The sequence below is a fragment of the Rhodospirillum centenum SW genome, assembly GCF_000016185.1.
Taxonomy (GTDB): domain Bacteria; phylum Pseudomonadota; class Alphaproteobacteria; order Azospirillales; family Azospirillaceae; genus Rhodocista; species Rhodocista centena.
Window position 1 is genome coordinate 1,082,675 of sequence record NC_011420.2, and the last position, 24,319, is coordinate 1,106,993.

At 69.8% G+C, this 24,319-nt stretch carries 27 protein-coding genes; 21 read left to right on the forward strand and 6 right to left on the reverse strand.

The genetic code is table 11. The features are described 5' to 3' along the window. Nucleotides 1–67 precede the first annotated feature (67 nt). The gene (locus tag RC1_RS04830; RefSeq protein WP_012566230.1) at nt 68–1,324 is read left to right on the forward strand and encodes an acyl-CoA dehydrogenase; all 1,257 of its coding nucleotides are present in this window, start codon (nt 68–70) and stop codon (nt 1,322–1,324) included. Nucleotides 1,325–1,438: 114 nt separating this feature from the next. Then, entirely contained in the window at nt 1,439–1,681 is a 243-nt protein-coding gene (locus RC1_RS04835; RefSeq protein ID WP_012566231.1) for a hypothetical protein, read from the forward strand. Between the two features lie 21 nt (nt 1,682–1,702). Here RC1_RS04835 and RC1_RS04840 read toward each other — a convergent pair whose 3' ends face one another. From RC1_RS04840 to erpA, 4 genes are all read right to left on the reverse strand, one after another. After that, the gene (locus RC1_RS04840; RefSeq protein ID WP_012566232.1) at nt 1,703–2,671 is read right to left on the reverse strand and encodes an endonuclease/exonuclease/phosphatase family protein; all 969 of its coding nucleotides are present in this window, start codon (nt 2,669–2,671) and stop codon (nt 1,703–1,705) included. A gap of 64 nt (nt 2,672–2,735) precedes the next feature. After that, complete coding sequence (locus RC1_RS04845) at nt 2,736–3,176, reverse strand: GFA family protein (RefSeq protein ID WP_012566233.1); 441 nt, start codon at nt 3,174–3,176, stop codon at nt 2,736–2,738. Nucleotides 3,177–3,243: 67 nt separating this feature from the next. After that, nucleotides 3,244–4,017 (reverse strand): exodeoxyribonuclease III, encoded by a 774-nt coding sequence (locus RC1_RS04850; protein ID WP_012566234.1) that lies wholly within the window; start codon nt 4,015–4,017, stop codon nt 3,244–3,246. A gap of 72 nt (nt 4,018–4,089) precedes the next feature. Continuing rightward, entirely contained in the window at nt 4,090–4,476 is a 387-nt protein-coding gene (erpA, locus tag RC1_RS04855) for an iron-sulfur cluster insertion protein ErpA (RefSeq protein WP_012566235.1), read from the reverse strand. Between the two features lie 141 nt (nt 4,477–4,617). Between erpA and dgt the strand changes: the two genes are divergently transcribed. The 16 genes from dgt to RC1_RS04935 all read left to right on the forward strand — a co-directional run bounded on the left by dgt (nt 4,618) and on the right by RC1_RS04935 (nt 19,443). Then, nucleotides 4,618–5,940 carry a dGTP triphosphohydrolase gene (dgt, locus tag RC1_RS04860; RefSeq protein ID WP_012566236.1) on the forward strand — a complete coding sequence of 441 codons (1,323 nt, stop codon included), beginning with the start codon at nt 4,618–4,620 and terminating at the stop codon, nt 5,938–5,940. Nucleotides 5,941–6,073: 133 nt separating this feature from the next. Next, nucleotides 6,074–7,828 carry an arginine--tRNA ligase gene (argS, locus tag RC1_RS04865; RefSeq protein ID WP_012566237.1) on the forward strand — a complete coding sequence of 585 codons (1,755 nt, stop codon included), beginning with the start codon at nt 6,074–6,076 and terminating at the stop codon, nt 7,826–7,828. Nucleotides 7,829–7,840: 12 nt separating this feature from the next. Next, a complete protein-coding gene (locus RC1_RS04870) occupies nt 7,841–8,761 on the forward strand; it encodes an SPOR domain-containing protein (protein WP_012566238.1) in 921 nt (306 codons plus the stop codon). Next, nucleotides 8,736–9,785: a beta-N-acetylhexosaminidase gene (gene nagZ / locus RC1_RS04875; protein ID WP_012566239.1), complete on the forward strand. Its 1,050-nt coding sequence runs from the start codon at nt 8,736–8,738 to the stop codon at nt 9,783–9,785. Before RC1_RS04870 ends, nagZ begins: the two co-directional genes overlap by 26 nt. A 3-nt stretch (nt 9,786–9,788) precedes the next feature. Further along, nucleotides 9,789–10,475, forward strand: a complete 687-nt coding sequence (locus tag RC1_RS04880; protein ID WP_012566240.1) for a site-2 protease family protein — start codon at nt 9,789–9,791, stop codon at nt 10,473–10,475. Between the two features lie 7 nt (nt 10,476–10,482). Continuing rightward, nucleotides 10,483–11,274, forward strand: coding sequence for a segregation and condensation protein A (locus RC1_RS04885; RefSeq protein ID WP_012566241.1), 792 nt, complete (start codon nt 10,483–10,485; stop codon nt 11,272–11,274). A 56-nt stretch (nt 11,275–11,330) separates the two neighbouring features. Then, nucleotides 11,331–11,939, forward strand: coding sequence for an SMC-Scp complex subunit ScpB (scpB, locus tag RC1_RS04890; RefSeq protein ID WP_012566242.1), 609 nt, complete (start codon nt 11,331–11,333; stop codon nt 11,937–11,939). A 175-nt stretch (nt 11,940–12,114) separates the two neighbouring features. Then, nucleotides 12,115–12,348 carry a twin-arginine translocase TatA/TatE family subunit gene (tatA, locus tag RC1_RS04895; RefSeq protein ID WP_012566243.1) on the forward strand — a complete coding sequence of 78 codons (234 nt, stop codon included), beginning with the start codon at nt 12,115–12,117 and terminating at the stop codon, nt 12,346–12,348. A gap of 72 nt (nt 12,349–12,420) precedes the next feature. Continuing rightward, on the forward strand, nt 12,421–12,999 hold the full coding sequence (gene tatB, locus RC1_RS04900; protein ID WP_012566244.1) for a Sec-independent protein translocase protein TatB: 579 nt from the start codon (nt 12,421–12,423) through the stop codon (nt 12,997–12,999). Nucleotides 13,000–13,004: 5 nt separating this feature from the next. Further along, nucleotides 13,005–13,820: a twin-arginine translocase subunit TatC gene (tatC, locus tag RC1_RS04905; RefSeq protein ID WP_012566245.1), complete on the forward strand. Its 816-nt coding sequence runs from the start codon at nt 13,005–13,007 to the stop codon at nt 13,818–13,820. 162 nt (nt 13,821–13,982) lie between these two features. Next, nucleotides 13,983–15,257 (forward strand): serine--tRNA ligase, encoded by a 1,275-nt coding sequence (gene serS, locus RC1_RS04910; RefSeq protein ID WP_012566246.1) that lies wholly within the window; start codon nt 13,983–13,985, stop codon nt 15,255–15,257. Beyond that, a complete protein-coding gene (gene surE, locus RC1_RS04915) occupies nt 15,250–16,026 on the forward strand; it encodes a 5'/3'-nucleotidase SurE (RefSeq protein WP_012566247.1) in 777 nt (258 codons plus the stop codon). The genes serS and surE overlap by 8 nt, the downstream gene beginning before the upstream one ends. After that, on the forward strand, nt 16,023–16,688 hold the full coding sequence (locus tag RC1_RS04920) for a protein-L-isoaspartate(D-aspartate) O-methyltransferase (RefSeq protein WP_012566248.1): 666 nt from the start codon (nt 16,023–16,025) through the stop codon (nt 16,686–16,688). Before surE ends, RC1_RS04920 begins: the two co-directional genes overlap by 4 nt. Nucleotides 16,689–16,699: 11 nt before the next feature. Beyond that, the gene (locus RC1_RS04925; protein WP_083759417.1) at nt 16,700–18,001 is read left to right on the forward strand and encodes a LysM peptidoglycan-binding domain-containing M23 family metallopeptidase; all 1,302 of its coding nucleotides are present in this window, start codon (nt 16,700–16,702) and stop codon (nt 17,999–18,001) included. A 207-nt stretch (nt 18,002–18,208) separates the two neighbouring features. Beyond that, the gene (locus tag RC1_RS04930; RefSeq protein ID WP_012566250.1) at nt 18,209–18,652 is read left to right on the forward strand and encodes a hypothetical protein; all 444 of its coding nucleotides are present in this window, start codon (nt 18,209–18,211) and stop codon (nt 18,650–18,652) included. Beyond that, nucleotides 18,649–19,443: a DUF1828 domain-containing protein gene (locus RC1_RS04935; protein WP_012566251.1), complete on the forward strand. Its 795-nt coding sequence runs from the start codon at nt 18,649–18,651 to the stop codon at nt 19,441–19,443. Before RC1_RS04930 ends, RC1_RS04935 begins: the two co-directional genes overlap by 4 nt. Nucleotides 19,444–19,518: 75 nt before the next feature. On the opposite strand, the gene RC1_RS04940 is transcribed toward RC1_RS04935, so the two are convergent. After that, nucleotides 19,519–20,385 carry an ATP-binding protein gene (locus RC1_RS04940; RefSeq protein ID WP_012566252.1) on the reverse strand — a complete coding sequence of 289 codons (867 nt, stop codon included), beginning with the start codon at nt 20,383–20,385 and terminating at the stop codon, nt 19,519–19,521. A 189-nt stretch (nt 20,386–20,574) separates the two neighbouring features. On the opposite strand from RC1_RS04940, the gene yajC reads away from it, so the two are divergent. The 3 genes from yajC (at nt 20,575) to RC1_RS04955 (ending at nt 23,020) form a co-directional block, all read left to right on the forward strand. After that, complete coding sequence (gene yajC, locus RC1_RS04945) at nt 20,575–20,952, forward strand: preprotein translocase subunit YajC (protein WP_012566253.1); 378 nt, start codon at nt 20,575–20,577, stop codon at nt 20,950–20,952. A gap of 45 nt (nt 20,953–20,997) precedes the next feature. Next, on the forward strand, nt 20,998–22,566 hold the full coding sequence (gene secD / locus RC1_RS04950) for a protein translocase subunit SecD (protein ID WP_012566254.1): 1,569 nt from the start codon (nt 20,998–21,000) through the stop codon (nt 22,564–22,566). Between the two features lie 79 nt (nt 22,567–22,645). Then, the gene (locus RC1_RS04955; protein ID WP_041786053.1) at nt 22,646–23,020 is read left to right on the forward strand and encodes an Mth938-like domain-containing protein; all 375 of its coding nucleotides are present in this window, start codon (nt 22,646–22,648) and stop codon (nt 23,018–23,020) included. Here RC1_RS04955 and hpnE read toward each other — a convergent pair. Beyond that, a complete protein-coding gene (gene hpnE / locus RC1_RS04960) occupies nt 22,963–24,318 on the reverse strand; it encodes a hydroxysqualene dehydroxylase HpnE (protein WP_012566255.1) in 1,356 nt (451 codons plus the stop codon). The genes RC1_RS04955 and hpnE overlap by 58 nt on opposite strands. Nucleotide 24,319: the final 1 nt, after the last annotated feature.

Consider the following 24,319-nt stretch of genomic DNA (forward strand, 5'->3'; position numbering starts at 1 on the left):
CGCCCGGCGGCGGGCCCAGGATTTGCCGCGGAAATGCGGCCAATGACGGTACCGGAGGAACGCTTCCATGGATTTCGAGTACTCGGACAAGACCAAGGCCCTTCAGGAAAGGCTCTCCCGCTTCATGGCGGAGCACCTCTACCCGAACGAGGCGACGCTGTTCGCCCAGGTCGGGCAGAGCGGCGACCGTTGGCAGCCCGTGCCGATGCTGGAGGAGCTGAAGGCGAAGGCCAAGGCCGAGGGGCTGTGGAACCTGTTCCTGCCGGAAAGCGAGCTGGGGGCGGGGCTGACGAACCTGGAATACGCCCCGCTCTGCGAGATCATGGGGCGGTCGCACTGGGCGCCGGAGGTCTTCAACTGCTCCGCCCCCGATACCGGCAACATGGAGGTGCTGGTCCGCTATGGCACCCCGGAGCAGAAGAAGCGCTGGCTGGAGCCGTTGCTGGACGGCTCGATCCGCTCCGGCTTCGCCATGACGGAGCCGGAGGTCGCATCCTCCGACGCGACGAACATCCGGACCGAAATCCGCCGCGACGGCGACGACTATGTCATCAACGGACGCAAGTGGTGGACCAGCGGGGCCGGCGATCCGCGCTGCAAGGTGCTGATCGTCATGGGCAAGTCCGATCCGGACAGCCCCGACCGGCACCGCCAGCAGTCCATGATCCTGGTGCCGATGGACACGCCCGGGATCGACGTGCGCCGCATGCTGCCCGTGTTCGGCTATGACGATGCCCCGCACGGCCACGCCGAGATCGTCTTCCGCGACGTCCGTGTGCCCGCGTCGAACATGCTGCTGGGCGAGGGGCGCGGCTTCGAGATCGCGCAGGGCCGCCTGGGGCCGGGCCGCATCCACCACTGCATGCGCCTGATCGGGCTGGCCGAGCGGGCGCTGGAGCGGATGTGCCGCCGCACCCTGAACCGCAACGCCTTCGGCAAGGCGCTGGCGGCGCAGACCGTCTGGCAGGAGCGCATCGCCGAATCGCGGCTGCTGATCGACCAGGCCCGGCTGCTGACGCTGAAGGCCGCCTACATGATGGACACGGTCGGCAACAAGGTTGCCAGGGCCGAGATCGCCATGATCAAGGTCGTGGCGCCCAACATGGCCTGCAAGGTGATCGACTGGGCCATCCAGTCCTTCGGCGGTGCCGGTGTGACGGAGGATCACGGCCTCGCCTACGCCTATGCCGGGGCGCGCACCCTGCGGCTGGCGGACGGCCCCGACGAGGTCCACCGCAACCAGATCGCCAAGCTGGAACTGTCCAAGTACAGCACCCAGGAAGGCAGCCATACCGGCGGCGACGCCGCGGTCAAGGTCGCCTGACGGGGGCACCGGAACGGGGCACCACGGGACGGGTATCCCCCTGTGACCGGGCGCACTGACCGGGCCAACGGGGCCGCGTAGGGTCTGCCGCATCATCAACCTGCGGCACTTCCCATGCGCGGCCCCCTTGCACGTCTTCTCACCTTCGCGGCCCTGCTGGCCCTGGCCGCCTGCGCCGGGACTCCGGCCGGTACGGCCGACCGAACGACGGCGGAGCATCCGGGCTTCGGCTCCTGCGCCCGGACCGTCCAGGCAGCCTGGCCGGGCGACGAGAACCGGGAGAAACGGGCGCATGAACTGGCAACCTGCCTGGAGCGCGGCACGGCCCTCCAGGTCGCGGTCGCGGATCGGCCCTGATCCCGGCGGACAATCCCCGCCTCACGCCTCGCTGACGGTCACCGACACGGGGAAATGGTCGGCATAGCCGTCCGGATCGTAGCTCTTCGGCTCCGACGGGCGGCCGAACTTCCGGCCGCCGCCCTTGGCGGTGCGCAGGGCCGGCAAGGCCTCGATCGCCAGCGTCTCTTCCCGCACGGTCAGCGGCGCCCCCCGGCGCAGCAGCCCGCGGGAGACCAGGATCTGGTCCAGCACGTTCGGCTCCCCGTCATAGACATAGCTGCCGGCCGAACCCAGGAAGCGCCACATCGGGTTGTAGAAGGACTGGCTCTGCGGATGCGTCGCCTTGCTGCGCGCCCGGGTCGCCAGCGCATAGTCCTGGAGCGAGCGGTTGAACGGCTCGTCGTTGAAGTCGCCCATGGCCAGGATGGCGGTGTCGCGCCCCTTTTCCTCCAGGATGCGCTGGTGGAAATAGCTCAGGCTCTCCCCGGCCATGATGCGGTAGGGCTCGCTCTCATACGCGCCGCCGCTGCGCGAGGGCCAGTGGTTCACCAGCACCACGATCGTGTTGCCGCCGGCCACCGTGGTCAGCGTCGCCTGGAGGATGTCGCGCGTGGCCGAGCGGCGGACGATGAAGCGGGAGAAGATCTCGTCCCGGTTCACCGTGAACAGGGCCCGGTCATAGAGCAGGGCCACGTCGATGCCGCGCCCGTCCTGCCCCTCCGCATGGACGACCCCGTAGTCGCGGCCGGGGCCGAGTGCTGCCGCCAGCCGGCCCAGCACATGGGCGTTCTCCACCTCTGCCACGCCCAGCACGTCCGGGCCGCGGCCGCCGCCCAGCATCGGGATGACGGCGGCGAGCTGCGCCAGCTTGCGCGACAGCACCGCTTCGTCCCAGCCCACCAGTTCCCGGGCGATGCGGGAGCGGATGCGCTCCTCCCGCCGGGGCGAATCGGCCACGTCGAACAGGTTCTCCACGTTCCAGAAGGCGAAGACATAGTCCCTGGACATGGAAAATCTCCAGCCGGTCACGTCCTGCACCAGTTTAGCGCGAAACCCGGGCCGACGCCACGGATCAGGGATCGGTCCGGTAGGGGGACCAGTCCGGCCCGTCGTCGGCGTGGCGGGGCAGGCTGTCGGCCGTCTCGAACCAGGGCAGGCGGCTGGAGGTCCAGATGTGGTAGGCGGGGACCAGGGCCGTGGGGTCGTCCAGGCTGCCCAGGGAGACATCCAGTTCCGGCTCGCCTTCCGTGTAGGCGAAGAAGAGCTGCGTCCCGCAGGCGGGGCAGAACTGGCGCAGCGCCTTCGGGGAGGAGGCATGGGCCGCCGGTACGCCCCGCGTCAGCCAGACGGAAGCGGCGGGGAAGGTGGCCCAGGCCATCACCGGCGCACCGGAGGAGCGGCGGCAGGTGCGGCAGTGGCAGTAGGCGACGCCGGTCGGCGCCATCGCGCCCGATATGCGGTAGCGCACGGCACCGCAGAGACAGCCCCCTTCAAGATCGCCCGTGTCCGCCATGCTCTCTGCCCCGTCCTGCGACTGCCGTGTCGTCCCCTGGCACGCCCCCTGAAAACCCGGCTCCGGATCAGTCGGCCAGGTCGAGCAGGACCGGCGTGTGGTCGGACGCCTTCTCCTGCCCGCGCGGGCTGCGGTCGATGGTACAGCCGGCCAGCCGGTCGGCCGCCTGCGGCGACAACAGGAAATGGTCGATCCGCAGGCCCAGGTCGCGCGGCCAGGCGCCCGCCTGGTAGTCCCAGAAGGTGTAGGCATGGCGGGCGGCGGGATGCAGCGCGCGGAACGCCTCCGTCAGGCCCAGATTCAGGATCTCGCGGAACTTCTCCCGAGTCTCCCGGCGGAACAGGGCGTCCCCGCTCCAGCCCTCCGGATCGTAGACGTCCTCCGGCGCGGGGATGACGTTGTAGTCCCCGCCCAGGACGAAGGGGACTTCCCGCGCCAGAAGCTCCCCCACATGCGCCTTGAGCCGCTCCATCCAGCGCAGCTTGTAAGGGTACTTCTCCGAGCCCACCGGGTTGCCGTTCGGCAGGTAGAGGCTGGCGATGCGCAGACCGCCGATCGTGCCCTCGACATAGCGGGCCTGAACGTCCTCGGGCTCACCGGGCAGGCGCTCGATCAGATCCTCGACCGGCAGCCGGGAGAGGATCGCCACGCCGTTGTAGCTCTTCTGCCCGACGGCGTGGACACGGTAGCCGAGCGGCTCGAACTCCAGCGCCGGGAAGGAGGCCGTCTCGCACTTGATCTCCTGCAACAGCACCACGTCGGGGGCCGCGGCGTTCAGCCAGGACAGCACGTTGGGCAGGCGGGCCTTGACGGAATTGACGTTCCAGGTGGCGATCTTCACGGCGCTTCCTTGAGGGCGCGGGGACCGGGACGGCACTGCGGCCGGCACGGGCAGAGGAAGGGGCTGAGGGGGTCAGAGCGAGAAGGAGGAGCCGCAGCCGCAGGAGGAGGAGGCGTTCGGGTTGTTGATCCGGAAGGCCGAGCCCATCAGATCCTCGACATAATCGACCTCCGCTCCGGCCAGCAGATCGAGCGAGACCTCATCCACCACGAGGCGGGAACCGTCCCGCTCGTAGACATGGTCGTCGTCGTTCGTGCTGTCGTCGAAGGAGAAGCCATACTGGAAGCCCGAACAGCCGCCGCCCGATACCGACAGGCGCAGCATCAGGGCGGGGTTGCCCTCCTGCTGCGCCAGATGCGCGATCCGCCGGGCCGCACTGGCCGTCAGCAGAACGCGCCGCCCGGACGGGGCGGCGGGCGGGGTGGGGGATGCGGGTCCGTGGGTCGCCAGGGTTGCCATGAGCCGGTTCCGTCTCGTCGCTACTGGACAAACTGTCGCTGACTATGTAAGCGCCGAATTGCGTTCCGTCAAAGCGCGGCCGGCGGATCTGGTCCGTACCCCGGTCGCGGATGAGAACCCGGCACTCCCGAGGAGGCAGCCATGATGCGCTGGAAGAGCCTGCTGTCGCGCAAGCGGCTCGCCAAGCCTGTCCGCGATCCGGAGCTGCCCTATCGCAGTGCCTTCGAGATCGACATCGACCGCATCACCTTTTCCACCAGCTTCCGCCGGCTGTCGGACAAGCAGCAGGTCCACGGCATCGGCGGTTCCGATTATGTCCGCTCCCGCCTGACCCACTCCATGGAGGCGGCCCGGGTGGGACGCTCGCTGGGCACCTGGGCGGGGCGGGAGATCGTGGAGCGCTACGGCGGGGAGGAGGTCGGGGCGACCCCCTTCGACATCGGCCATGTCGTGGCTGCGGCGGCACTGGCCCACGATCTGGGCACGCCCTGCTTCGCCCATACCGGCGAGGACATCGTCTCCGACTGGTTCCGGGGCAGTGCCGTGGGCCGCGAGATCCTGTCCGGCCTGCCGGAGCAGCAGCGCAACGAGCTGCGCCATTTCGAGGGCAACGCCCAGGGCTTCCGGGTGCTGACCCGGCTCCAGGGCTGGCGGGCCACGGGCGGGTTGCAGCTCACGGCCGCCACGCTGGCGGCCTACAGCAAGTATCCCTGGAGCGCGCCCGGTGATGACGGCCGTCCGCGGCCGCACCCGCGCAAGTACGGCTTCTTCGGCAGCGAGCGTGCGCTGTTCCGGGAGATGGCGGAGGAGGTCGGGCTGATCCCGACCGGCGACGATACCTGGTGCCGCCACCCGCTCGCCTATCTGGTGGAGGCGGCGGACGATGCCTGCTACCGCGTCGTCGATATCGAGGACGCGGTGAAGATGCGGATGCTGAGCTTCGCCGACGCCGAATCCCTGCTGGCGCCGCTGGTCGTGGTGGACCGGCAGGAATATGACGAGATCGACGACGAGGACCGCCGGCTGATCTACCTGCGCGCCCGCGCCATCGACCGGCTTGTCCATGACGCCGCGGAGATGTTCCTGGAGCGCCTGCCGGAACTGATGCAGGGCAGGCCGTGCCCGGCGCTCCTGCACATGACGGAGCGGGCGACCGCACTCCAGGCCATCGAGCAGATCAGCTACACCCGCATCTACCGCGGCCAGCAGCGCTGCGAGACGGACATCGTCGCCGCCCGCACCATCACCACGCTGCTGGACGCCTTCGGCGAGGCCCTGCTGGCGCGGGAGGATGCCGGCCCCGGGGCGGACCTGCCACGGCGTTTCGCGTCGCTGCTGGAGACGATGCCGACGATCCGGCAGATGCCCTATGACCGCCCGTCCTGGGTGCGGGGGCTGGTGGACTACATCGCCGGCATGACGGACCGCTTCGCCCTGCGTCAGGCGCAACTCATTGCCGGGTGAGGCCGGGCCGGACGGGGCGGTCACCGCAAGGCCCCTGTGCGCGTGCGAAGGGATGCGCTAGGGTGCGCAGCCTGAAGGGTGGGTGGCGGCACGCCGGCGCCTACGGAACCCAGTTCTGCGTCCGATCGGAAAAATGAACGTATTCAAAGATTTCGAGGCCAAGATCAAGGCCGCGCTTGAAGAGCTGATGGCGGACGGGTCGCTGCCGCAGGGTCTGGACCTTTCCCGCGTGACGGTCGAGCCGCCGCGCGATCCGAGCCATGGCGATGTCTCCACCAATGCCGCCATGGTGCTGGCGAAGCCGGCCGGCAAGCCGCCGCGGTCCATCGCGGAGGCGCTGGTGGCGCGGCTGCGCAGCGTGGCCGACGTGACGGCGGCGGAGGTCGCGGGGCCGGGCTTCGTCAATCTGCGCATGGCGCCGGACTACTGGTGCCGCCGGCTGAGCGACGTGCTGGTGGCCGGCGTCACCTACGGCGCCAGCACGATGGGCAACGGCAGCCGGGTCAATGTCGAATACGTCTCCGCCAACCCGACCGGGCCGCTGCATGCCGCCCATGCCCGCGGCGCCGTCGTCGGCGACGCGCTGGCGGCTCTGCTGGAGAAGGCGGGCTTCGAGGTCACGCGCGAGTACTACATCAACGACGCCGGCGCCCAGGTCGAGGTGCTGGGACGCTCCACCTACCTGCGTTACCGCGAGGCGGTGACGGGGGAGGAGGCGAGCATCCCCGCGGGCCTCTATCCGGGCGAGTATCTGAAGGAAGTCGGGCAGGCCATCGCCCGGCGCGACGGCGACCGCTGGCTCACGGCGCCGGAGGCCGAGTGGCTGCCGGTGATGCGCGACTTCGCCGTCGGGATGATCATGGGCTGGATCAAGGAGGACCTCGCCTCCATGAACATCCACCATGATGTCTTCACCTCCGAGCGGGCGCTGGTGCAGAGCGGGGCGGTGGACGCCGCGCTCCAGACCCTGCGCGATCAGGACCTGATCTATGTCGGCGTGCTGGAGCCGCCCAAGGGCAAGAAGCCGGACGACTGGGAACCGCGGCCGCAGACCCTGTTCAAGGCCACGCAGTTCGGCGACGACGTGGACCGGCCGTTGCAGAAGTCGGACGGGAGCTGGACCTACTTCGCCAACGACATCGCCTACCACTACGACAAGGCGCGCCGCGGCAGCCCCACCCTGATCGACGTCTGGGGGGCGGACCATGGCGGCTATGTCAAGCGGATGGAGGCGGCGGTGAAGGCCGTCACCGGCGGCGCTGGCGTACTGGACGTGAAGATCTGCCAGCTCGTCCACCTGCTGGAGAACGGCCAGCCGGTGAAGATGTCCAAGCGCGCCGGCACCTTCGTCACCCTGCGCGACGTGATGGAGGCGGTCGGCCGCGACGTGGTCCGCTTCATCATGCTGACCCGGCGCAACGACCAGACGCTGGAGTTCGACTACGCCAAGGTCACGGAGCAGTCGAAGGACAACCCGGTCTTCTATGTGCAGTACGCCCATGCCCGCTGCCGCTCCGTCCTGCGGCACGCGGAGGAGGCGCATCCGGACTGGGACATCACCGGCCCGGCGCTTGCCGGGGTGGATCTTGCGCGGCTGTCCGCGCCGGAGGAGATCGAGCTGATCCGCCAGATGCTGTCCTGGCCGCGCCAGATCGAGGCCGCGGCGGAGGCGCACGAACCCCACCGCGTCGCGTTCTACCTGTACGACCTCGCCTCCGCCTTCCACGCCCTCTGGAACAAGGGCAAGGACGACGCCACCCTGCGCTTCCTGATCGAGTCCGACCCCGAGCTGACCAAGGCGCGGCTGGCGCTGGTGAAGGCGGTGTCCATCGTGATCGCCTCCGGCCTCCAGGTGATGGGGGTCGTGCCGGTCGAGGAAATGCGCTGAGGACCCCGAGCCATGTCCATGCATGACGACGACCAGTATCCGCGGGACCAGTATCCGCGCGACGACTACCGGGCGGACCAGGGCTACTACCGGCGCGACAGCGCCGACGGCTACGGTTACGGCTACGAGGCCGAAACGCCCCCGCGGCGCCGGCTGACCAGCATCCTGGTCGTCGCGCTCGGCGTCGGCGCCTTCGGCGGCATCATCTGGTACGCCTACAGCCAGGGCATGCGGGCCGGCAGCGAGAGCGTCGCTCCCGTCCTGCGTGCCGACGCAGGGCCGACGAAGGTGCGCCCCGAACAGCCCGGCGGCATGCAGGTCCCGCATCAGGACAAGCTCGTCTACGACCGGCTGAACCCTTCGGCCGCACCCGAACCGGGCGTCGAGCGGCTGCTGCCGCCGCCGGAGGCCCCGCTGGACCGGCCGCGTCCGCCCGAGCCGCAACCCGACCCCGCCGCTCTGGCGGAGGGCGACCCCGGGCTTGCCGAGCCGCCGGCCTCGGCCGCCCTGACGGAGGAACCGGAGGAGGTGCCGGCGCAGGAACCCGCTCCCGCGCCGCTGCCGCCCCCTGCGGCAGCCCGCCAGCCGGTCGCCCCGCCGCCTGTCGCCACGGCCCCCGCAGCTCCCCCGCCCAAGGCAACGCCGGCTCCGGCGACCGTGGCACCTGCCGCACCGCCCGCTCCGGTCACGGGCGGCGTGCGTGTGCAGATCGCCGCCGTGGACAGCGAGGCCAAGGCGCAGTCGGAATGGAGCCGCCTGCAGAAGCGCTATGCGGCCCAGCTCGGCGGGCTGGGCGTGCGCTATGTGCGGGCCGATCTCGGCGCCAAGGGCACCTTCTACCGCATCCAGGCCGGTCCCGTTGAGGACAGCCGGGCCCGCGAGATCTGCACCCAGCTCAAGGCCCAGAATGTCGGCTGCATCATCGTCAAGTGAGCCCCCGCGTCGGCCGCTGGCGGTCGCCTTCGGCTGCGCCGGCCCCGACCTGACGGCGCAGGAGCGGGCCTTCTTCCGTGAGGCCGATCCCTTCGGGTTCATCCTGTTCCGACGCAATGCGGAGACGCCGGAGCAGGTCCGCCGCCTGACCGGCGACCTGCGCGATGCCGTGGGCCGCGACGCCCCCGTCCTGATCGACCAGGAGGGCGGGCGTGTGGCCCGGCTGCGCCCGCCGCACTGGCCGGAGTTCCCCGCAGCCCGCCGCATCGGCGATCTGGCGGAGCGCGACCCGGAGGCGGGCGCACGCGCGGCCTGGCTGGACGGCCGCCTGCTGGCGCACATGCTGGCCGATGTCGGCATCGACGTGGACTGCGCACCCGTGGCCGACCTGCCTGTGCCGGGGTCGCATGACGTGATCGGCGACCGTGCCTTCGGTGCCGATCCGGGGCTGGTCGCCCGGCTGGCGCGGGCGCAGGCGGAGGGGCTGCTGGCCGGCGGCGTCCTGCCGGTGGTGAAGCACCTGCCGGGCCACGGACGGGCCAGTGCCGACAGCCACAGGGAACTGCCGGTGGTGACGGCGGAGCGGGCGGTGCTGGAGGCGACGGATTTCGCCCCCTTCCGGGCGCTTTCCGATCTGCCCTGCGGGATGGCGGCCCATGTCGTCTACACCGCCGTCGATCCGGCCATGCCGGCCAGCACCTCGGCCGCGGTGATCAGGACCGTCATCCGGGGCTGGATCGGCTTCCAGGGGCTGCTGTTCAGCGACGACCTGTCCATGCAGGCGCTCAGCGGTGGCCCGGGCGAGCGGGCCCGGGCCGTGCTCGCCGGCGGCTGCGATGTCGCCTTGCACTGCAACGGCGTTCTTGCGGAGATGCTCGAAATCGCGGCCGCGGCTCCCCATCTGAGTGAGGCCGGTGCCGTGCGCTGGGGCCGCGCGGCGGCCCTGCGCGATGCGGTCGAACCGGCCGATGCCGGTGCCCTGCGCCGGGAGTTCGACGCCCTGCTGGCCGCGCGGATCGCCTGAGACATGCCCGATTTCGGTTCCGTCCTTTTCCAGATCTCCATCATCGCCCTGCCGGTCGTCATCGCCATCACCTTCCACGAGGCGGCGCACGGCTGGGTTGCCAGGCGGCTGGGCGACGACACCGCCTATCTCCAGGGGCGGGTGACCTTCAATCCGCTGAAGCATATTGATCCGGTCGGCACGGTGCTGCTGCCGGGACTGATGTTCCTGACCACCGGATTCCTGTTCGGCTGGGCAAAGCCGGTCCCGGTCGATTTCCGGAACCTGCGCGACCCGAGGCGCGACATGGTCTGGGTCGCCCTGGCCGGACCGGGGGTGAACATCGCGCTCGCGCTCGTCTCTGCGCTGCTGCTGCATGTCGTGCCGCTGCTGCCGCCCTTCGTCGGGGAGTGGCTTGGCAACAACCTCCAGGTCTCCATCCTGATCAACGTGATCCTGGCGGTCTTCAACATGCTGCCGCTGCCGCCGCTGGACGGTGGCCGGGTCGCCGTGGGGCTGCTGCCGGACGTGCTGGCGTTTCCGCTGGCGCGGCTGGAGCGCTACGGCATCCTGATCCTGCTGCTGGCGCTGATCCTGGTGCCCTTCGCCTCGCGCGAGTTCGGGTATCCGGTCGATCCGCTGCGCTGGATCATCGGTCCGCCGGTGGACTACATTATCGAGCTGATCGCCCGGGTGACCGGGCTCTCCTGAGGTCCCGATGGCCCGCGCCCCCGCGCCCGAGACGTTCGAAACCGCGGAACGCCCGCCGGTCGATCCGGCCGAGCAGTTCCTGCTGGACATCGACGGGTTCGAGGGGCCGATCGACCTTCTGCTGACGCTGGCGCGCGACCAGAAGGTCGATCTCACCCGCGTCTCCATCCTGCAACTGGCCGAACAGTATCTGGCCTTCGTGGCGGAGGCCCGGCGCCTGCGGCTGGAACTGGCGGCGGACTATCTGGTGATGGCGGCCTGGCTGGCCTACCTGAAGTCGCGCCTGCTGCTGCCCGAGCCGGAGGAGGAGGAACCGAGCGGCGAGGAACTGGCGGCCGCCCTGGCCTTCCAGCTTCAGCGGCTGGAGGCGATGCAGGGTGCTGCCGCCCGGCTGCTGGCGCGGCCGCAGCTCGGCCGCGACCGCTTCGCCCGCGGCGCGCCCGAGGCCATGCCCGTGCTGGAGAAGCGGGTCGTGGACGTGACGCTGTATGATCTTCTGAAGGCCTATGGCGAGCACAGGCAGCGGCAGAGCCGCAGCGACCCTCTGCAGATCCGCCCGACCGAGCTGTACTCCATCGAGGAGGCGCTGGAGCGGATGACGGAAATGCTCGGCCGCCTGCCGGACTGGACGCGCCTCGGCAGCTTCCTGCCGGCCGGCTGGCGCGGCAACCCGCTGAAGGCGCGCTCGGCGCTTGCCAGCACCTTCGTCGCCACGCTGGAACTGGCGAAGGCCGGGCAGGTGGAGTTGCGCCAGGACCGTCCCTTCGACCCGATCTATCTCCGTCGGCTGCCGGGCTGACCTGCGCCGCAGGTCCCCGGCGCCTTCGTTACCGGCAGCATACAGGCAGCATCCCCATGATCGTGCCCGATGACCATGTCCAGCGCCTGCGCCTTCTGGAGGCGGTCCTGTTCGCCTCTGCCGAGCCGGTGGAGGAAGCCGCCTTGCAGTACCGCCTGGGCGACGGGGTGGATGTGCGCGCCCTGTTGCAGGAACTGGCGGCGCTCTATGAGAACCGCGGCGTGACCCTGGTGGCCAGTGGTGGCCGCTGGGCCTTCCGCACGGCACCGGACCTGGCCGTCTTCCTGCGCACGGAGACGGAGGTGACGGCGAAGCTGTCCCGCGCCGCCATCGAGACTCTGGCCATCATCGCCTATCACCAGCCCGTCACCCGGGCGGAGATCGAGAGCATCCGCGGCGTCGCCACCAGCAAGGGCACGCTGGACATCCTGATGGAGGCGGGCTGGATCAGGCCCGGCCGCCGGCGGGAGACGCCGGGGCGGCCCGTGACCTGGGTGACCACGCCCCATTTCCTGGATCATTTCGGCCTGGAGTCCCTGCGCGACCTTCCGGGGGTGGAGGATCTGCGTGCGGCCGGGCTGCTGGATGCGCGGCCGGCCATCGCCTCCCTGCCGGGCGGGCCGGACCTGCTGACCGAGCGGGAGGAGGAACCGGCGGAGGGGTGAGCCTGCCCGGCTGCTTCCCTCTGCGGGCGCGGGCCAAGCCATTGTTCCACCGGTGATCGTGCCCACCTGTCCGGGGGCAGGAAAGGGCCGGGTGCCGTCGTTGCGGCGCCCGGGCCTTTCTGCCATTATCCCGGCCCGTCGGCCGGGGGCCCCCCGGCGCCAAGGAGTTATGGCAATGTCCATCGGTATTTGGCAGATCGTCCTCATCCTTCTGATCGTGTTGATCATCTTCGGCGCCGGCAAGCTGCCCAAGGTGATGGGGGACGTCGCCAAGGGTGTCCGGAACTTCAAGTCCGGCCTCAAGGATGACAGCGACGATCAGGGGGCCGACGAGCCCAAGGTCCTCCGCTCGGAGACGCCGGTCGGGACCGACGCCACCGTGAAGAAGGACGAGGCGGTCAAGGGCTGACGCCCTGTTCCGCCGTACACTGCTCCCGACGCGACTGTCGCCGCGCTTCCGCATCAGCCGGACGTTTGATCCATGTTCGATATCGGCTGGCCCGAACTGGCGGTCATCCTGATCGTCGCCCTGATCGTGATCGGGCCGAAAGATCTGCCGCGCGCCATGCACACCGTCGGCAAGTGGGTACGCAAGGCCCGGATGCTGGCGCGTGAGTTCCAGTCCAACATGGACGAAATGGTGCGGCAGGCGGAGCTTGAGGACCTGAAGAAGGAGGTCGAGCGCGCCCGGCAGCTCAACCTCAGGGACCAGCTTGAAAAGCACATCGACCCCAAGGGAACGCTCAAGGAGTCGCTGAGCTTCGATCCCGTCCCGCTGGACGGCGACGAGGCGGAGGAGGACGAGGGCGGACGCCCGGCACCGACACCGCTGACCCGGACGGTCCCGACGGACACCCAGGCACCGCAGCCGGCACCGGCCGGTGCCGTCCCGGCCTCCGCGGTCCCGGTCTCTACGGCCCCGGTGCCGCCCGCCCCGGTATCACCCCTTGCCGCTCCCCAGTCCGCCATACCTTCAGCGGCACCCCCGGCAGCGCCGCGGGACGTGCCTGTGGCCGCAGTCCCGGCTGCGGACCAGCCGGCAGCCGAGAAGCAGGGGTAGGCACCATGGCCGGACCGGACCGTCCTGATGAGATCGACGAGATGGATGCGGGCAAGATGCCGCTGCTCGACCATCTGCTCGAGCTGCGCAACCGCCTCATGTACAGCGCCGCGGCGCTGCTGATCGCCTTCATCGGCTGCTACTTCGTGGCGCCGCAGATCTATCAGGCGCTGATGTGGCCGCTGGTCCAGGCCTACGGCCCGGAAGCGGCGAACCGGCGGATGATCTTCACCGCCCCGCAGGAAGCCTTCTTCACCTACATGAAGGTGGCATTCTGGGCCGGCGCCCTGATCGCGTTTCCGATCATCGCCAACCAGATCTGGAAGTTCGTGGCTCCCGGCCTCTACCGGCATGAGAGGAAGGCGTTCCTGCCGTTCATCGTGGCCACTCCGGTGCTCTTCGTGATCGGCGGCTGCATGGTCTATTTCTTCATCATGCCGCTTGCGCTTACCTTCTTCGTCAGTTTCGAGACGGTGGGGGGAGAGGGAACCCTTCCCATCGTCGCAGAGACCCGGGTGGCGGAGTATCTGTCGCTGGTGATGACGCTGATCTTCGCCTTCGGCATCGCCTTCCAGCTTCCGGTGTTGCTGACGCTGCTGGCGCGGGCCGGAATCGTCACGGCCGACGGGCTTGCCTCGAAGCGGCGCTATGCGATCGTCGCCATCTTCATCGTCGCCGCCGTGCTGACTCCGCCGGATGTCATCAGCCAGATCGGGCTCGCCGTGCCGTTGCTGGCGCTCTACGAGGTGTCCGTCTTCCTGGCGCGGCGGATGGAACGCAAGCGGGACGAGACCGAAGCGGCCGAGGCGGCGGGCGACTGAAGCGCCTGACGGACGTGTCGGTCGCCCCTTGAAGGGTTTCGGCAGGGTTTACGGCGGGACGGCGGAGCCTGCGGTTTCCGCGGTCCCGGCCGCCCGGGGTCACTGGACCGGGCGGCAGGCGCGCCGTATAAGTCCACACCCCGTTCACCGTACCCGACGATCATGCACGACCTCCGCGCCATCCGCGACAACCCCGAGGCTTTCGATACCGGGCTGGCCCGTCGCGGGCTTCCGCCGGCTTCCGCCGCGATTCTCGACCTCGACCAGCGCCGCCGTGCCGCGCAGACCTCCTTCCAGGAGTGCCAGGCCCGGCGCAACGAGGCGTCCCGGCTGATCGGCGCCTACAAGAAGGACGGCAAGGACGCGCAGCCCCTGCTGGACGAGGTGGCGGCGCTGAAGGAGCGCATCCCCGCTCTGGAGGAGGAGGACAGGCGCCTGGGCGCCGAGCTGGACGCCCTGCTGGCCGCCCTGCCGAACCTGCCCGCCGCCGACGTGCCCGAGGGCAAGGACGAACACGACAACGTGGAGATCCGCCGCGTCGGCACCCCGCGCGACATCCCTGGCGCGAAGCAGCACTTCGAGCTGGGTGAGGCGCTGGGCCTGATGGATTTCGAGGGGGCCGCCCGCATGTCCGGCGCCCGCTTCACCGTTCTGAAAGGGCAGCTCGCCCGGCTTGAGCGGGCTCTCGGCGACTTCATGCTGGACCTGCACACCCGGGAGTTCGGCTACACCGAGGTGTCGCCGCCGCTGCTGGTGCGCGACGAGGCCGTGTTCGGCACCGGACAGTTGCCGAAGTTCGCCGACGACCTGTTCCGCACGACGACCGGCCACTGGCTGATCCCGACGGCGGAGGTCACCCTGACCAACCTTGCCAACGACAGCATCATCGACGCCGAGGCGCTGCCCTGGCGCCTGACGGCGCGCACGCCGTGCTTCCGGTCGGAGGCCGGCAGCGCTGGCAAGGACACCCGCGGCATGATCCGGCAGCACCAGTTCATGAAGGTGGAACTGGTCAGCATCACCCTGCCGGAGCAGTCGGAGGCCGAGCACGAGCGGATGACGAAGGCGGCGGAGACGGTTCTGGAGCGGCTGGGGCTGCCGTTCCGCACGGTCGTCCTCTGCACCGGCGACATGGGCTTCAGCGCGCGCAAGACCTACGACATCGAGGTCTGGTTGCCCGGCCAGGGCGCCTACCGCGAGATTTCGAGCTGCTCCAACTGCGGCGACTTCCAGGCCCGGCGCATGAAGGCCCGGTCCAGGCCGAAGGGCGAGAAGGGGACCCAGGTGGTGCATACGCTGAACGGCTCGGGCGTGGCCGTCGGCCGTGCCCTCATCGCCGTGATGGAGAACTACCAGCAGCCGGACGGGTCCATCCTCGTGCCCGAGGCCCTGCGGCCCTACATGGGCGGGCAGGAACGGATCACGGCCCATGGCTGAGGTGGATCTGCGCGGCGCCCGCATCCTCGTCACCAACGACGACGGCATCAACGCCCCCGGGCTACAGGTGCTGGAGCGGATCGCGCGGGGGCTCAGCGACGATGTCTGGGTGGTGGCGCCGGAACTGGAACAGTCCGGTGCCAGTCACTCCCTGACCATGCACCGGCCGCTGCGGCTGCGGCAGGTGGCGGAGCGGCGCCACAGCGTGGACGGCACGCCCACCGACTGCGTGCTGCTGGCGCTCAACCACCTGCTGGCCGACAAGCGGCCGGCGCTGGTCCTGTCCGGCGTCAACCACGGTCAGAACCTGGGCGAGGACGTCACCTATTCCGGCACCATCGCTGCGGCGATGGAGGCGACCCTGCTGGGGGTGCGGGCCATTGCCATGAGCCAGCGGATCGAGCCGGGTGAGCCCCCCTTCTGGGAGACGGCCGAGCGTTTCGGGCCGGAAGTGGTGCGCAAGGCCCTGGCGCTGGACTGGCCGCGGCATGTGCTGGTCAACGTCAACTTCCCGCACCGCCCGCCGGAACAGGTGACCGGCATCCAGGTCGTCCGCCACGGCAACCGCAAGATCGGCGACGAACTGGATGAGCGGACCGACCCGCGTGGCCGGCGCTACTTCTGGGTCGGTGCGGTGCGCAGCGAGGCGGAGGTGCCAGAGGATACCGACATCCATGTGGTGACCCATGGCGGCGTGGCGGTCACCCCGCTCTACCTCGATCTGACGCACTATGCCTGCCTGGAGGCACTGAAGGGGGCCTTCGCGTGAGCACGGCCGCCCGCAAGATCCGGCTGCTGATGCTGTTGCGCCGCAACGGTGTCAGCGATACCGGCGTTCTGCGGGCGATCGAGATGATCCCGCGTGAGGTGTTCGTGCCCCCGACCTTCCACGATCAGGCCTATGAGGATACCGCCCTGCCCATCGGCCATGGCCAGACCATCAGCCAGCCCCTGGTCGTGGGACTGATGACCCAGGTGCTGGACCTGCACGACCGCCTGCGGGTGCTGGAGATCGGCACGGGCAGCGGCTATCAGGCGGCGGTCCTGTCCCGGATCGTCCGCCGGGTCTATACGATCGAGCGCCACCGTCCCCTGCTGATGGAGGCCGAGCGGCGGTTCAACACCCTGCGCCTGCACAACATCACCGCCCGTCTGGGCGACGGGATGCGCGGCTGGCCCGAAGCGGCGCCGTTCGAGCGCATCCTGGTGACCGCCGGCGGCGGTGCCGAGCCGCCGGCGGACCTGGTGAAGCAACTGGCCGTCGGCGGGGTCATGGTGATCCCGCTGGGGCCGGACCGCCGGGAGCAGCGGGTCGTCCGTCTGCGCCGGACGGAGAGCGGGCTGGCGCGCGAGGATCTGTGGCCCGTCCGCTTCGTTCCGCTGCTGCCGGACGTGGCTCCCGAAGCGCCCCGCGCCGAGCGGGCTTCCTGACGGGGATGGCGATGCACCGCCTGACCGCCGCCCTGGTCGGCCTTCTCTTCCTTGCCGGTTGCGCCGATCCCGGAGCGCGGCCCCTGCCGGTCCGGCAGGCGCCGACGGGCACCATCTTCGTCTCCAAGGGGGAGACGGTCTACGACGTGGCCCGGCGCTACGGTGTGCCGCTGCGCGACCTGATCGAAGCCAACCGCCTGGAGCCGCCCTATACCCTGCGCGCCGGGCAGCCGCTGGTTCTGCCGGTGCCGCAGGAATACGTGGTCCGCAAGGGCGATACGATCTACGCCATCTCCCGCCAGTACCAGATCGACATGGGCGAGCTGGTCAGGCTCAACGGCATCAGTGCGCCCTACACCATCCGCGTGGGGCAGACGCTCCGTCTGCCCGGCCGACGGCCGGGACAGGGGACGACCGTCGCACAGGCGCCGGCCGCCGCCATGCCCGTGCGCAAGCCGGAGGGGCCACCCCCCACCGTCGTGCCGCCACCGTCCCGGTCGAGCCGGACCATCGAGACGGCGGAACTCCCGCCGCTGGAGGGGGCCGCGCCGGCGGCAACGGCCAGCCGCCCAGTCCCAGGCCCGGCTCCGGCGACGACATCGGCCCGGCGGGGTGTGGATGTCCAGGAACTGCCGGCGCTGGGCGATCCCGCGCCGGATTCCCCCGCAGGCAGCCCGCCGGCCCCGGCCGGGTCCGCTCCGTCAGCGGTTGGCCCGTCCACCGTCGGCCCGTCCACCGTCGGCCCGTCCACGGTTGCCCGCGATCCCGCGCCCCAGCCGCCGGCCGCATCCCCGCCGCGGCCGCAGCCGGCCCCCGCCACGTCTGCCGCAGGCGGAATCGCGGCCGCTCCGTCCGTTCCGCCGCCAGCCGCCGCACCGGCCAGACCGTCGCCCGGAAAGGCCGGCCGCTTTGCCTGGCCAGTGTCGGGACCCGTCGTGTCGGAGTTCGGGCCGAAGGAGGGCGGCCTGCACAATGACGGCATCAACATCGGTGCGCCCCGGGGGACCCCGGTCCTGGCCGCCGAGTCCGGCGTCGTGGCCTATGCCGGCAATGAGCTGCGCGGCTTCGGCAACCTGCTCCTGATCCGGCATGAGGGCGGGCTTGTCACCGCCTACGCGCATCTTGATACGCTCCAGGTGGAGCGGGGGCAGACCGTGCGGCGGGGACAGCAGATCGGCACCGTCGGGCAGACGGGAAACGTGCGCAGTCCCCAGCTCCATTTCGAGGTCCGGCGGGGCAGCCGGGTGCTCGATCCCCGCGACCATCTCGACGGCTCCGCCCCGGCGGCGCGGCAGACCAGCGAACTGCGATAGAATGGTTTCCGTCCAGTCGGCCTCACACCCTGCTGTGGTGAAGAAGTTCGCGCATCCGGCTGGAAAGAACGCGCTCGATGAGGGGGCCTCTGGCGTGCCAGAGGTGGTCGAGGGTGCGTGGCGGCTTCGCGCAGCAGGGCCTTCCCGTCGTTTGGCGAAGCAGATAACGTCGTATCCGTCCATGCGGGCGGAGACAGCAAGCACACGATGGACCGTAACGAGTTCGAGCGTCTGCGCGACCTGCCCGGAAAGCGCATCGTCGGTGACATCCGCCTGACCCAGCGCAGCGACATTTCCGCCGCATGGGAGGCGAAGGATATCGCCATCGACAACGACGACGGGGTGGACGTGCGCTTGACGGTGCAGATCGTTTCGGAAACCGGTGCGAAAACGCTGAACGTCAAGGTCACAGGCATCGGACCGATCTGTCGGCTTGAGGTGGACAGCCGCCCGCACAAACCCGCCGGGCGCAGCCACAAGCACGCGCTGCACACCCCTGATTGCCCGCGCGAGAACCTGAAGCGCAGTGTCATCGACCGTGGCGACCTGAACGGGCAATCGCTGAAAGCGGTGTTTGACGCCTTCTGCCGGATGGCCCACATAGTTCATGACGGTAAGTTGATCGTGCCTCCCGAAGCGGCCGGGGCATGAAGATCATGATGGGGATGAACGAAGCGATAGCGATCCTGAGCCATACGCCCCTGATCGAAACGGTTGATACCGTTCCGAAGGGACATTTGCGCATCGCCACGGCCTTCCGCTATCCGGATGGATCGACGGTCGATCTGTTCGTCGTCAACCGCCGCGACCTGCTCTCCGAGATTGGTCCGCTGACCTTGACCGATTTCGGCAACACCTTTCTGTGGCTGGATCAACTCGACATCCGCCCGTTGAAATCGGTGCGGCGTAAGCGGTTGACCGAAGACGTGCTGAACACCTACGGCGTCACCCACGACAAGGGCGCCTTGTCCTGCATGGTGAACGCCGACGATCTGCTTGCCGGCATCATCCGCTTGGGACAGGCGTGTATCCGCGTCGCCGATCTGACCTTCACCCAGCGCATCGCCGCACAGGGCAGCTTCACGGAAGAGGTGGAAAGCCTGATCGACGACACCGGCCTGGACTATGAACCGAACGCCAAGCTGCCGGGGCGAGGCAACGTGATCGTCCCCGTTGATTTCCTGATTCGCGCGCCGCGCCTTGACATGGCAGTGTTCACCTTGCCCGCCGAAAGCAGCTACCCCAGCGCCGCGAAAACCAGAGCCAATGAGGTGTTCGCCCGCTGTTACGACCTGCGTGACTGGCAGGGGCAGCGCATCGCAGCACTGGATGACCGGCGCGCGCTGTATCGGGAAGACGACATCGGACGTATCCGGGACGTGGCGACGGTTATTCCGATTTCGGAAGCAGGGGCGTTGCGGCAACTGCTGTCGGCGGCGTAAACGCTGATGAAAAGCCGTCCCGTGGAAATCCCTCACGATTCCCGTCCCACGGAAACGCCCTGGCCCTGGTAAGGGTCAGGCGAGCCGGTGGCCCAGTCGGCCTGCGAGATCCTGGAAGAACTGCCAGGCCACGCGGCCGGACCGCGCACCGCGCGTCACCGACCATTCAACCGCCTGGGCGCGCAGGGCCTCCGGCGCAATGTCCAGGCCGTAGGCGGCGGCATAGCCCTCCACCATGGCGAAGAAGGTCTCCTGGTCGCAGTTGTGGAAGCCGAGCCAGAGGCCGAAACGGTCCGACAGGCTGACCTTTTCCTCCACCGCCTCGGCCGGGTTGATGGCGGTCGAGCGTTCGTTCTCGATCATGTCGCGCGGCATCAGGTGGCGGCGGTTGGACGTGGCGTAGAACAGGACGTTGGCCGGGCGGCCTTCGATGCCGCCCTCCAGGACCGCCTTCAGCGACTTGTAATGGGCATCCTCCGCCGCGAAGGAGAGGTCGTCGCAGAACACGAGAAAGCGGCGCGGGGCGGCCCGCAGCAGCGTGAGCAGCCGGGGCAGGGAAGGGATGTCCTCCCGGTGGATCTCCACCAGCGCCAGGGCGCCAGGATGCTCCGCCGCCACGGCTCCATGGACGGACTTCACCAGCGAACTCTTGCCCATGCCGCGGGCGCCCCAGAGCAGGGCGTTGTTCGCCGGCAGTCCTGCGGCGAAGCGGCGCGTGTTGTCCAGCAGGGTGTCCCGCTGCCGCTCCACCCCCTTCAGCAGGCCGATCTCCACCCGGTTGACCTGGGTGACCGGCACCAGCCGGCCCCCTTCCGCCTGCCAGACATAAGCGTCGTCCCCCGTGGCATCGGTGGCGGGCGGCGGGGGCGGGGTCAGGCGGTCCAGGGCGTCCGCGATGCGGGTCAGGACCGGCAGAAGGGCTGAAATCTCGCTCTGGGTCATTTGCGGGGACCGTCGTCCGTCACCATTTGAGGCCACGACCCGACCGTAACCACAGGCCGGTGCGGCCGCAAGCGGGGTGCCTTCCCCCGCGGTCTGCGCCGATCGGACCGGGCCGGTTTCCATTGCAAGCGCGGCCGGGGCGGGTATAGTCGCGCCGTCCGCGCGAATGACATCCCCAAGGAGAGTTCCATGTTCATTTCCACGGCCTTCGCCCAGGGTGCGGGCGCACCCGCGGAGCCGAATGCACTGGTGTCGCTGCTGCCGCTGATCCTGATCTTCGTCGTCTTCTACTTCCTGCTGATCCGTCCGCAGCAGAAGAAGATGAAGGAGCACAAGGCCATGCTGGAGGCGCTGCGCCGGGGCGACCGGGTCGTCACGGGTGGCGGCATCGTCGGCACCGTCGTGAAGGTCGGGCCGGACGACGAACTCACCGTCGAGATCGCCGAGGGCGTGCGCGTGCGCGTGATCCGCGGGACCGTCTCCGCCGTGCTGGCGAAGACCGAGCCGGCGAAGGCGAAGGCCGATTCCAAGGCAGACGACGCGGCCGACGCCGCGGCCAAGAAGTAATTCCGCTCCTCCGCCTGAGCCGTTTTCCTGGGGTCGGCACGCACCATGATCTATTTTGCCAAGTGGAAGGTCGTCCTCGTCGTGGGCGTCTGCCTGCTGTCGCTGCTGTACGCGGCGCCGAACGTGCTGGGGCGCGCCAAGGTCGATTCCTGGGCGTCCAGCCTTCCAGGGTGGCTCCCGACGAAGACCGTCAACCTCGGACTTGACCTCCAGGGCGGGTCCCACCTGCTTCTGGAGGTCAAGGTCGACGTGGTCGTTCAGGAGCGGCTGAACGCCTTGCAGGACGGGGCGCGCGCTGCGCTGCGTGATGCCAGGATCGGCTATACCGACCTGGGCGTCGTCGGCAACGGCATCGCCTTCACGCTGCGCGACCCGGCGGACCTGGAGACTGCCCGCTCCGCCGTGCGCAACGTGGAGAGCGATCTTTCCATCCGGACCGATGAGGGCAACCGGATCGTCGCATCCCTGACGGATTCCACGGTCCAGGGGTTGCGCCGGGCGGCGGTGGAGCAGTCCATCGAGATCGTCCGTCGCCGTATCGACGAGACCGGCACGCGCGAGCCGACCATCCAGCGGCAGGGCGAGGACCGCATCCTTGTCCAGCTTCCGGGTGTGGACGACCCCGAGCGTGTCAAGCGCCTGCTGGGCCAGACGGCGAAGCTCACCTTCCGGCTGGTGGATGACGACATTTCTCCGGCCGATGCCCAGGCCGGCCGCATCCCGCCCGGTTCCGAACTGCTGCCCAGCCGCGACGGCGGTGTCGAGGTCGTGCGCAAGCGCGTCATGGTGGACGGTTCGACCCTGGTCGACTCGCAGCCCAGCTTCCAGGATGGCCAGCCCGTCGTCAGCTTCCGTTTCGACAGCCTGGGGGCCCGCCGTTTCGGCGAGGCGACCAGCGCCAATGTGGAGAAGCGGTTCGCCATCGTTCTGGACAACCAGGTTATCTCCGCCCCCCGCATCCAGGAGCCGATCCTGGGTGGCAGCGGCATCATCCGTGGCAGCTTCACCGTGGAGACGGCCAACGACCTGTCCCTGCTGCTGCGCGCCGGTGCCCTCCCGGCACCGCTGACGGTGCTGGAGGAGCGGACGGTCGGTCCGGGCCTGGGCGCCGATTCCATCGAAGCCGGGCGGATCGCCAGCATCGCCGGTCTGGTGATGGTCGTCGCCTTCATGGCGCTCTGCTACGGCCTGTTCGGCCTGTTCGCCAATCTGGCGCTGGTCTTCAACATCGCCCTGATCTTCGCGGCGCTGTCCATCCTTCAGGCGACGCTGACTCTCCCCGGAATCGCCGGCATCGTGCTGACCATCGGCATGGCGGTGGACGCCAACGTGCTGATCTTCGAGCGCATCCGTGAGGAGCTGCGGTTCGGGCGCACGCCCATCGCCGCCATCGACGCGGGCTACAACCGCGCCCTGACGACCATCATCGACAGCAATCTGACGACGCTCATCGCAGCACTGTTGTTGTTCATGTTCGGATCGGGGCCGGTGAAGGGATTCGCCGTGACACTGTCCATCGGCATTCTCGCCTCCATGTTCACGGCGATCATGGTGACGCGCCTGATGGTGGTGGTGTGGCTGCGGCGGACCCGGCCGAAGACCGTCCCCATCTGACCGCTCCCGGCGGAGGGGGACCCGGCTGGTCGGGTTCCCCCGTCCCTGGGAGGAAATGCGTCCCGGGGAGGAGATGCGCATGGACATCACGCCGCTGATCCCTGCCGACCGGCAGGTGATCGACACGTACGGGCCGGGCCGCTTCCGGATCAGCAACACGCTCTATGAGACGGCGGTCATCGTCTTTCCGGACCGGACCGTCCTCTGGGATATCGGCACCTTCGAGGGACTGGACGCGGCGAGCGTCCAGGCCGTGCGCACGGCGGAGCCGCCGGTCGAACTGCTGCTGCTGGGCTGCGGGCCGCGGATGCGGTTGCTGCCCTCCGCCGTGAAGCAGGATCTGCGCCGGGCCGGCATCGTCGTGGAGGCGATGGACACCCCGGCCGCCTGCCGGACCTACAACGTCCTGCTGGCCGAAGGCCGCCGCGTCGCGGCCGCGCTGCTGCCGATCTGATCCCGGAGCAGGATTGCCGCCGCCCGGTGGCCAGAGAGCACGGCCCCCTCGATGGTGGCCGGCAGGCCGGTATCGGTCCAGTCCCCCGCCAGCAGCAGGTTGTCCAGAGCCGTGCGCGGCCCTGGCCGGTCGGCCGCGATGCCCGGCGTGGCGGCGAAGGTCGCCCGCTTCTCCTTCACGATCCGATGGGCCGGCGGACAGGCGTCCGGCAGGCACAGGGCGCGGGCCACGTCGGACCAGAGCCGGACGGCAAGGGTGTCGCTGTCCTCCCCGATCAGGCGGTCGGCGGCGCTGACCGTGACCGAGAGGACGTCGCCACGCTGGAACAGCCACTCCGCCGTGCCGCCGATGAGCCCGAGCAGCGGCAATCCGCCGGGCAGGGCGACCGGCGCGGGCAACCGGAAGTGGGCGTTGAGGATGGCGCGATGTTCCGCGGGGACGCGCAGGCCGGGCAGCAGGTCCGCCGCCTGCCAGGCGGGAACCGCCAGCACGACCCGGTCTTCCGGCGCCAGGGCGACCGTCTGCCCGCCCTCGAACCGCAGGGCCGCCACGGCGCCGTTCCCGACCTCCAGGGTGCGCAGCCGGGCATGGAAACGCAGCTCCGCCCCCGTTCCGGCCAGGAAGGCGAGGGCGGGATCGACCAGCGCCTCCGACAGGCCCTCGCAGGCGATGTGCGGCCGGCACGCCGCTTCGCCCTTCAGCAGCGTCTGCGACAGCACGCTCCAGAGCAGCCGGGCCGAGGCGGCCTCCGGTTCGGTGTTGAGGATGGAGACGGCCAAGGGGCGCCAGAGCCGCCGGCCCAGGGTCGTATCGAGCGGCAGCATCGCCGCCACGGTGGCATCGGCGCCGGCCAGGGACAGACGCAGGGGCGCCAGATGCGGCAGGGCCGCGGCCCCGGCGACGCGGCGCGCCGGGTCCAGCAGCCAGAGCGGCAGCGGTCCCGCGCCGGGGCGCACGGTCCAGGTGCTGCCGTCGGCCAGATCGTGGAACGGGATCGCGGCCGGGGCGACGGGGCGGAGCCCGTCCCGCCCGCCGGTCCGGTCGAGATAGCGGAAGGTCTCCGGATTGGCGCCCAGGATCAGGTGGTTGCCGTTGTCGATCCGGCAGCCCAGACGGGCATCCCCGTAGCTGCGGCAGCGCCCGCCGGCCTGCGTCGCCGCTTCGTAGAGGGTGACCGGCCTGCCGGTCGCTGCGAGGGTCGTCGCACAGGCAAGCCCGGCCAGCCCGGCGCCGACGACATGGATGCGGGCATCGGCGCCGGCACCATGCCGGGCAGGGGATCGGGGGAAGGAAGACACG

Excerpts from the sequence above, each read along its gene's own strand:
- RC1_RS04830 (WP_012566230.1), top strand. The coding sequence starts at position 68 with ATGGATTTCGAGTACTCGGACAAGACCAAGGCCCTTCAGGAAAGGCTC.
- RC1_RS04835 (WP_012566231.1), top strand. The coding sequence starts at position 1,439 with ATGCGCGGCCCCCTTGCACGTCTTCTCACCTTCGCGGCCCTGCTGGCC.
- RC1_RS04840 (WP_012566232.1), bottom strand. The coding sequence starts at position 2,671 with ATGTCCAGGGACTATGTCTTCGCCTTCTGGAACGTGGAGAACCTGTTC.
- RC1_RS04845 (WP_012566233.1), bottom strand. The coding sequence starts at position 3,176 with ATGGCGGACACGGGCGATCTTGAAGGGGGCTGTCTCTGCGGTGCCGTG.
- erpA (WP_012566235.1), bottom strand. The coding sequence starts at position 4,476 with ATGGCAACCCTGGCGACCCACGGACCCGCATCCCCCACCCCGCCCGCC.
- dgt (WP_012566236.1), top strand. The coding sequence starts at position 4,618 with ATGATGCGCTGGAAGAGCCTGCTGTCGCGCAAGCGGCTCGCCAAGCCT.
- argS (WP_012566237.1), top strand. The coding sequence starts at position 6,074 with ATGAACGTATTCAAAGATTTCGAGGCCAAGATCAAGGCCGCGCTTGAA.
- RC1_RS04870 (WP_012566238.1), top strand. The coding sequence starts at position 7,841 with ATGTCCATGCATGACGACGACCAGTATCCGCGGGACCAGTATCCGCGC.
- nagZ (WP_012566239.1), top strand. The coding sequence starts at position 8,736 with ATGTCGGCTGCATCATCGTCAAGTGAGCCCCCGCGTCGGCCGCTGGCG.
- RC1_RS04880 (WP_012566240.1), top strand. The coding sequence starts at position 9,789 with ATGCCCGATTTCGGTTCCGTCCTTTTCCAGATCTCCATCATCGCCCTG.
- RC1_RS04885 (WP_012566241.1), top strand. The coding sequence starts at position 10,483 with ATGGCCCGCGCCCCCGCGCCCGAGACGTTCGAAACCGCGGAACGCCCG.
- scpB (WP_012566242.1), top strand. The coding sequence starts at position 11,331 with ATGATCGTGCCCGATGACCATGTCCAGCGCCTGCGCCTTCTGGAGGCG.
- tatA (WP_012566243.1), top strand. The coding sequence starts at position 12,115 with ATGTCCATCGGTATTTGGCAGATCGTCCTCATCCTTCTGATCGTGTTG.
- tatB (WP_012566244.1), top strand. The coding sequence starts at position 12,421 with ATGTTCGATATCGGCTGGCCCGAACTGGCGGTCATCCTGATCGTCGCC.
- tatC (WP_012566245.1), top strand. The coding sequence starts at position 13,005 with ATGGCCGGACCGGACCGTCCTGATGAGATCGACGAGATGGATGCGGGC.
- serS (WP_012566246.1), top strand. The coding sequence starts at position 13,983 with ATGCACGACCTCCGCGCCATCCGCGACAACCCCGAGGCTTTCGATACC.
- surE (WP_012566247.1), top strand. The coding sequence starts at position 15,250 with ATGGCTGAGGTGGATCTGCGCGGCGCCCGCATCCTCGTCACCAACGAC.
- RC1_RS04925 (WP_083759417.1), top strand. The coding sequence starts at position 16,700 with ATGCACCGCCTGACCGCCGCCCTGGTCGGCCTTCTCTTCCTTGCCGGT.
- RC1_RS04930 (WP_012566250.1), top strand. The coding sequence starts at position 18,209 with ATGGACCGTAACGAGTTCGAGCGTCTGCGCGACCTGCCCGGAAAGCGC.
- RC1_RS04935 (WP_012566251.1), top strand. The coding sequence starts at position 18,649 with ATGAAGATCATGATGGGGATGAACGAAGCGATAGCGATCCTGAGCCAT.
- RC1_RS04940 (WP_012566252.1), bottom strand. The coding sequence starts at position 20,385 with ATGACCCAGAGCGAGATTTCAGCCCTTCTGCCGGTCCTGACCCGCATC.
- yajC (WP_012566253.1), top strand. The coding sequence starts at position 20,575 with ATGTTCATTTCCACGGCCTTCGCCCAGGGTGCGGGCGCACCCGCGGAG.
- secD (WP_012566254.1), top strand. The coding sequence starts at position 20,998 with ATGATCTATTTTGCCAAGTGGAAGGTCGTCCTCGTCGTGGGCGTCTGC.
- RC1_RS04955 (WP_041786053.1), top strand. The coding sequence starts at position 22,646 with ATGGACATCACGCCGCTGATCCCTGCCGACCGGCAGGTGATCGACACG.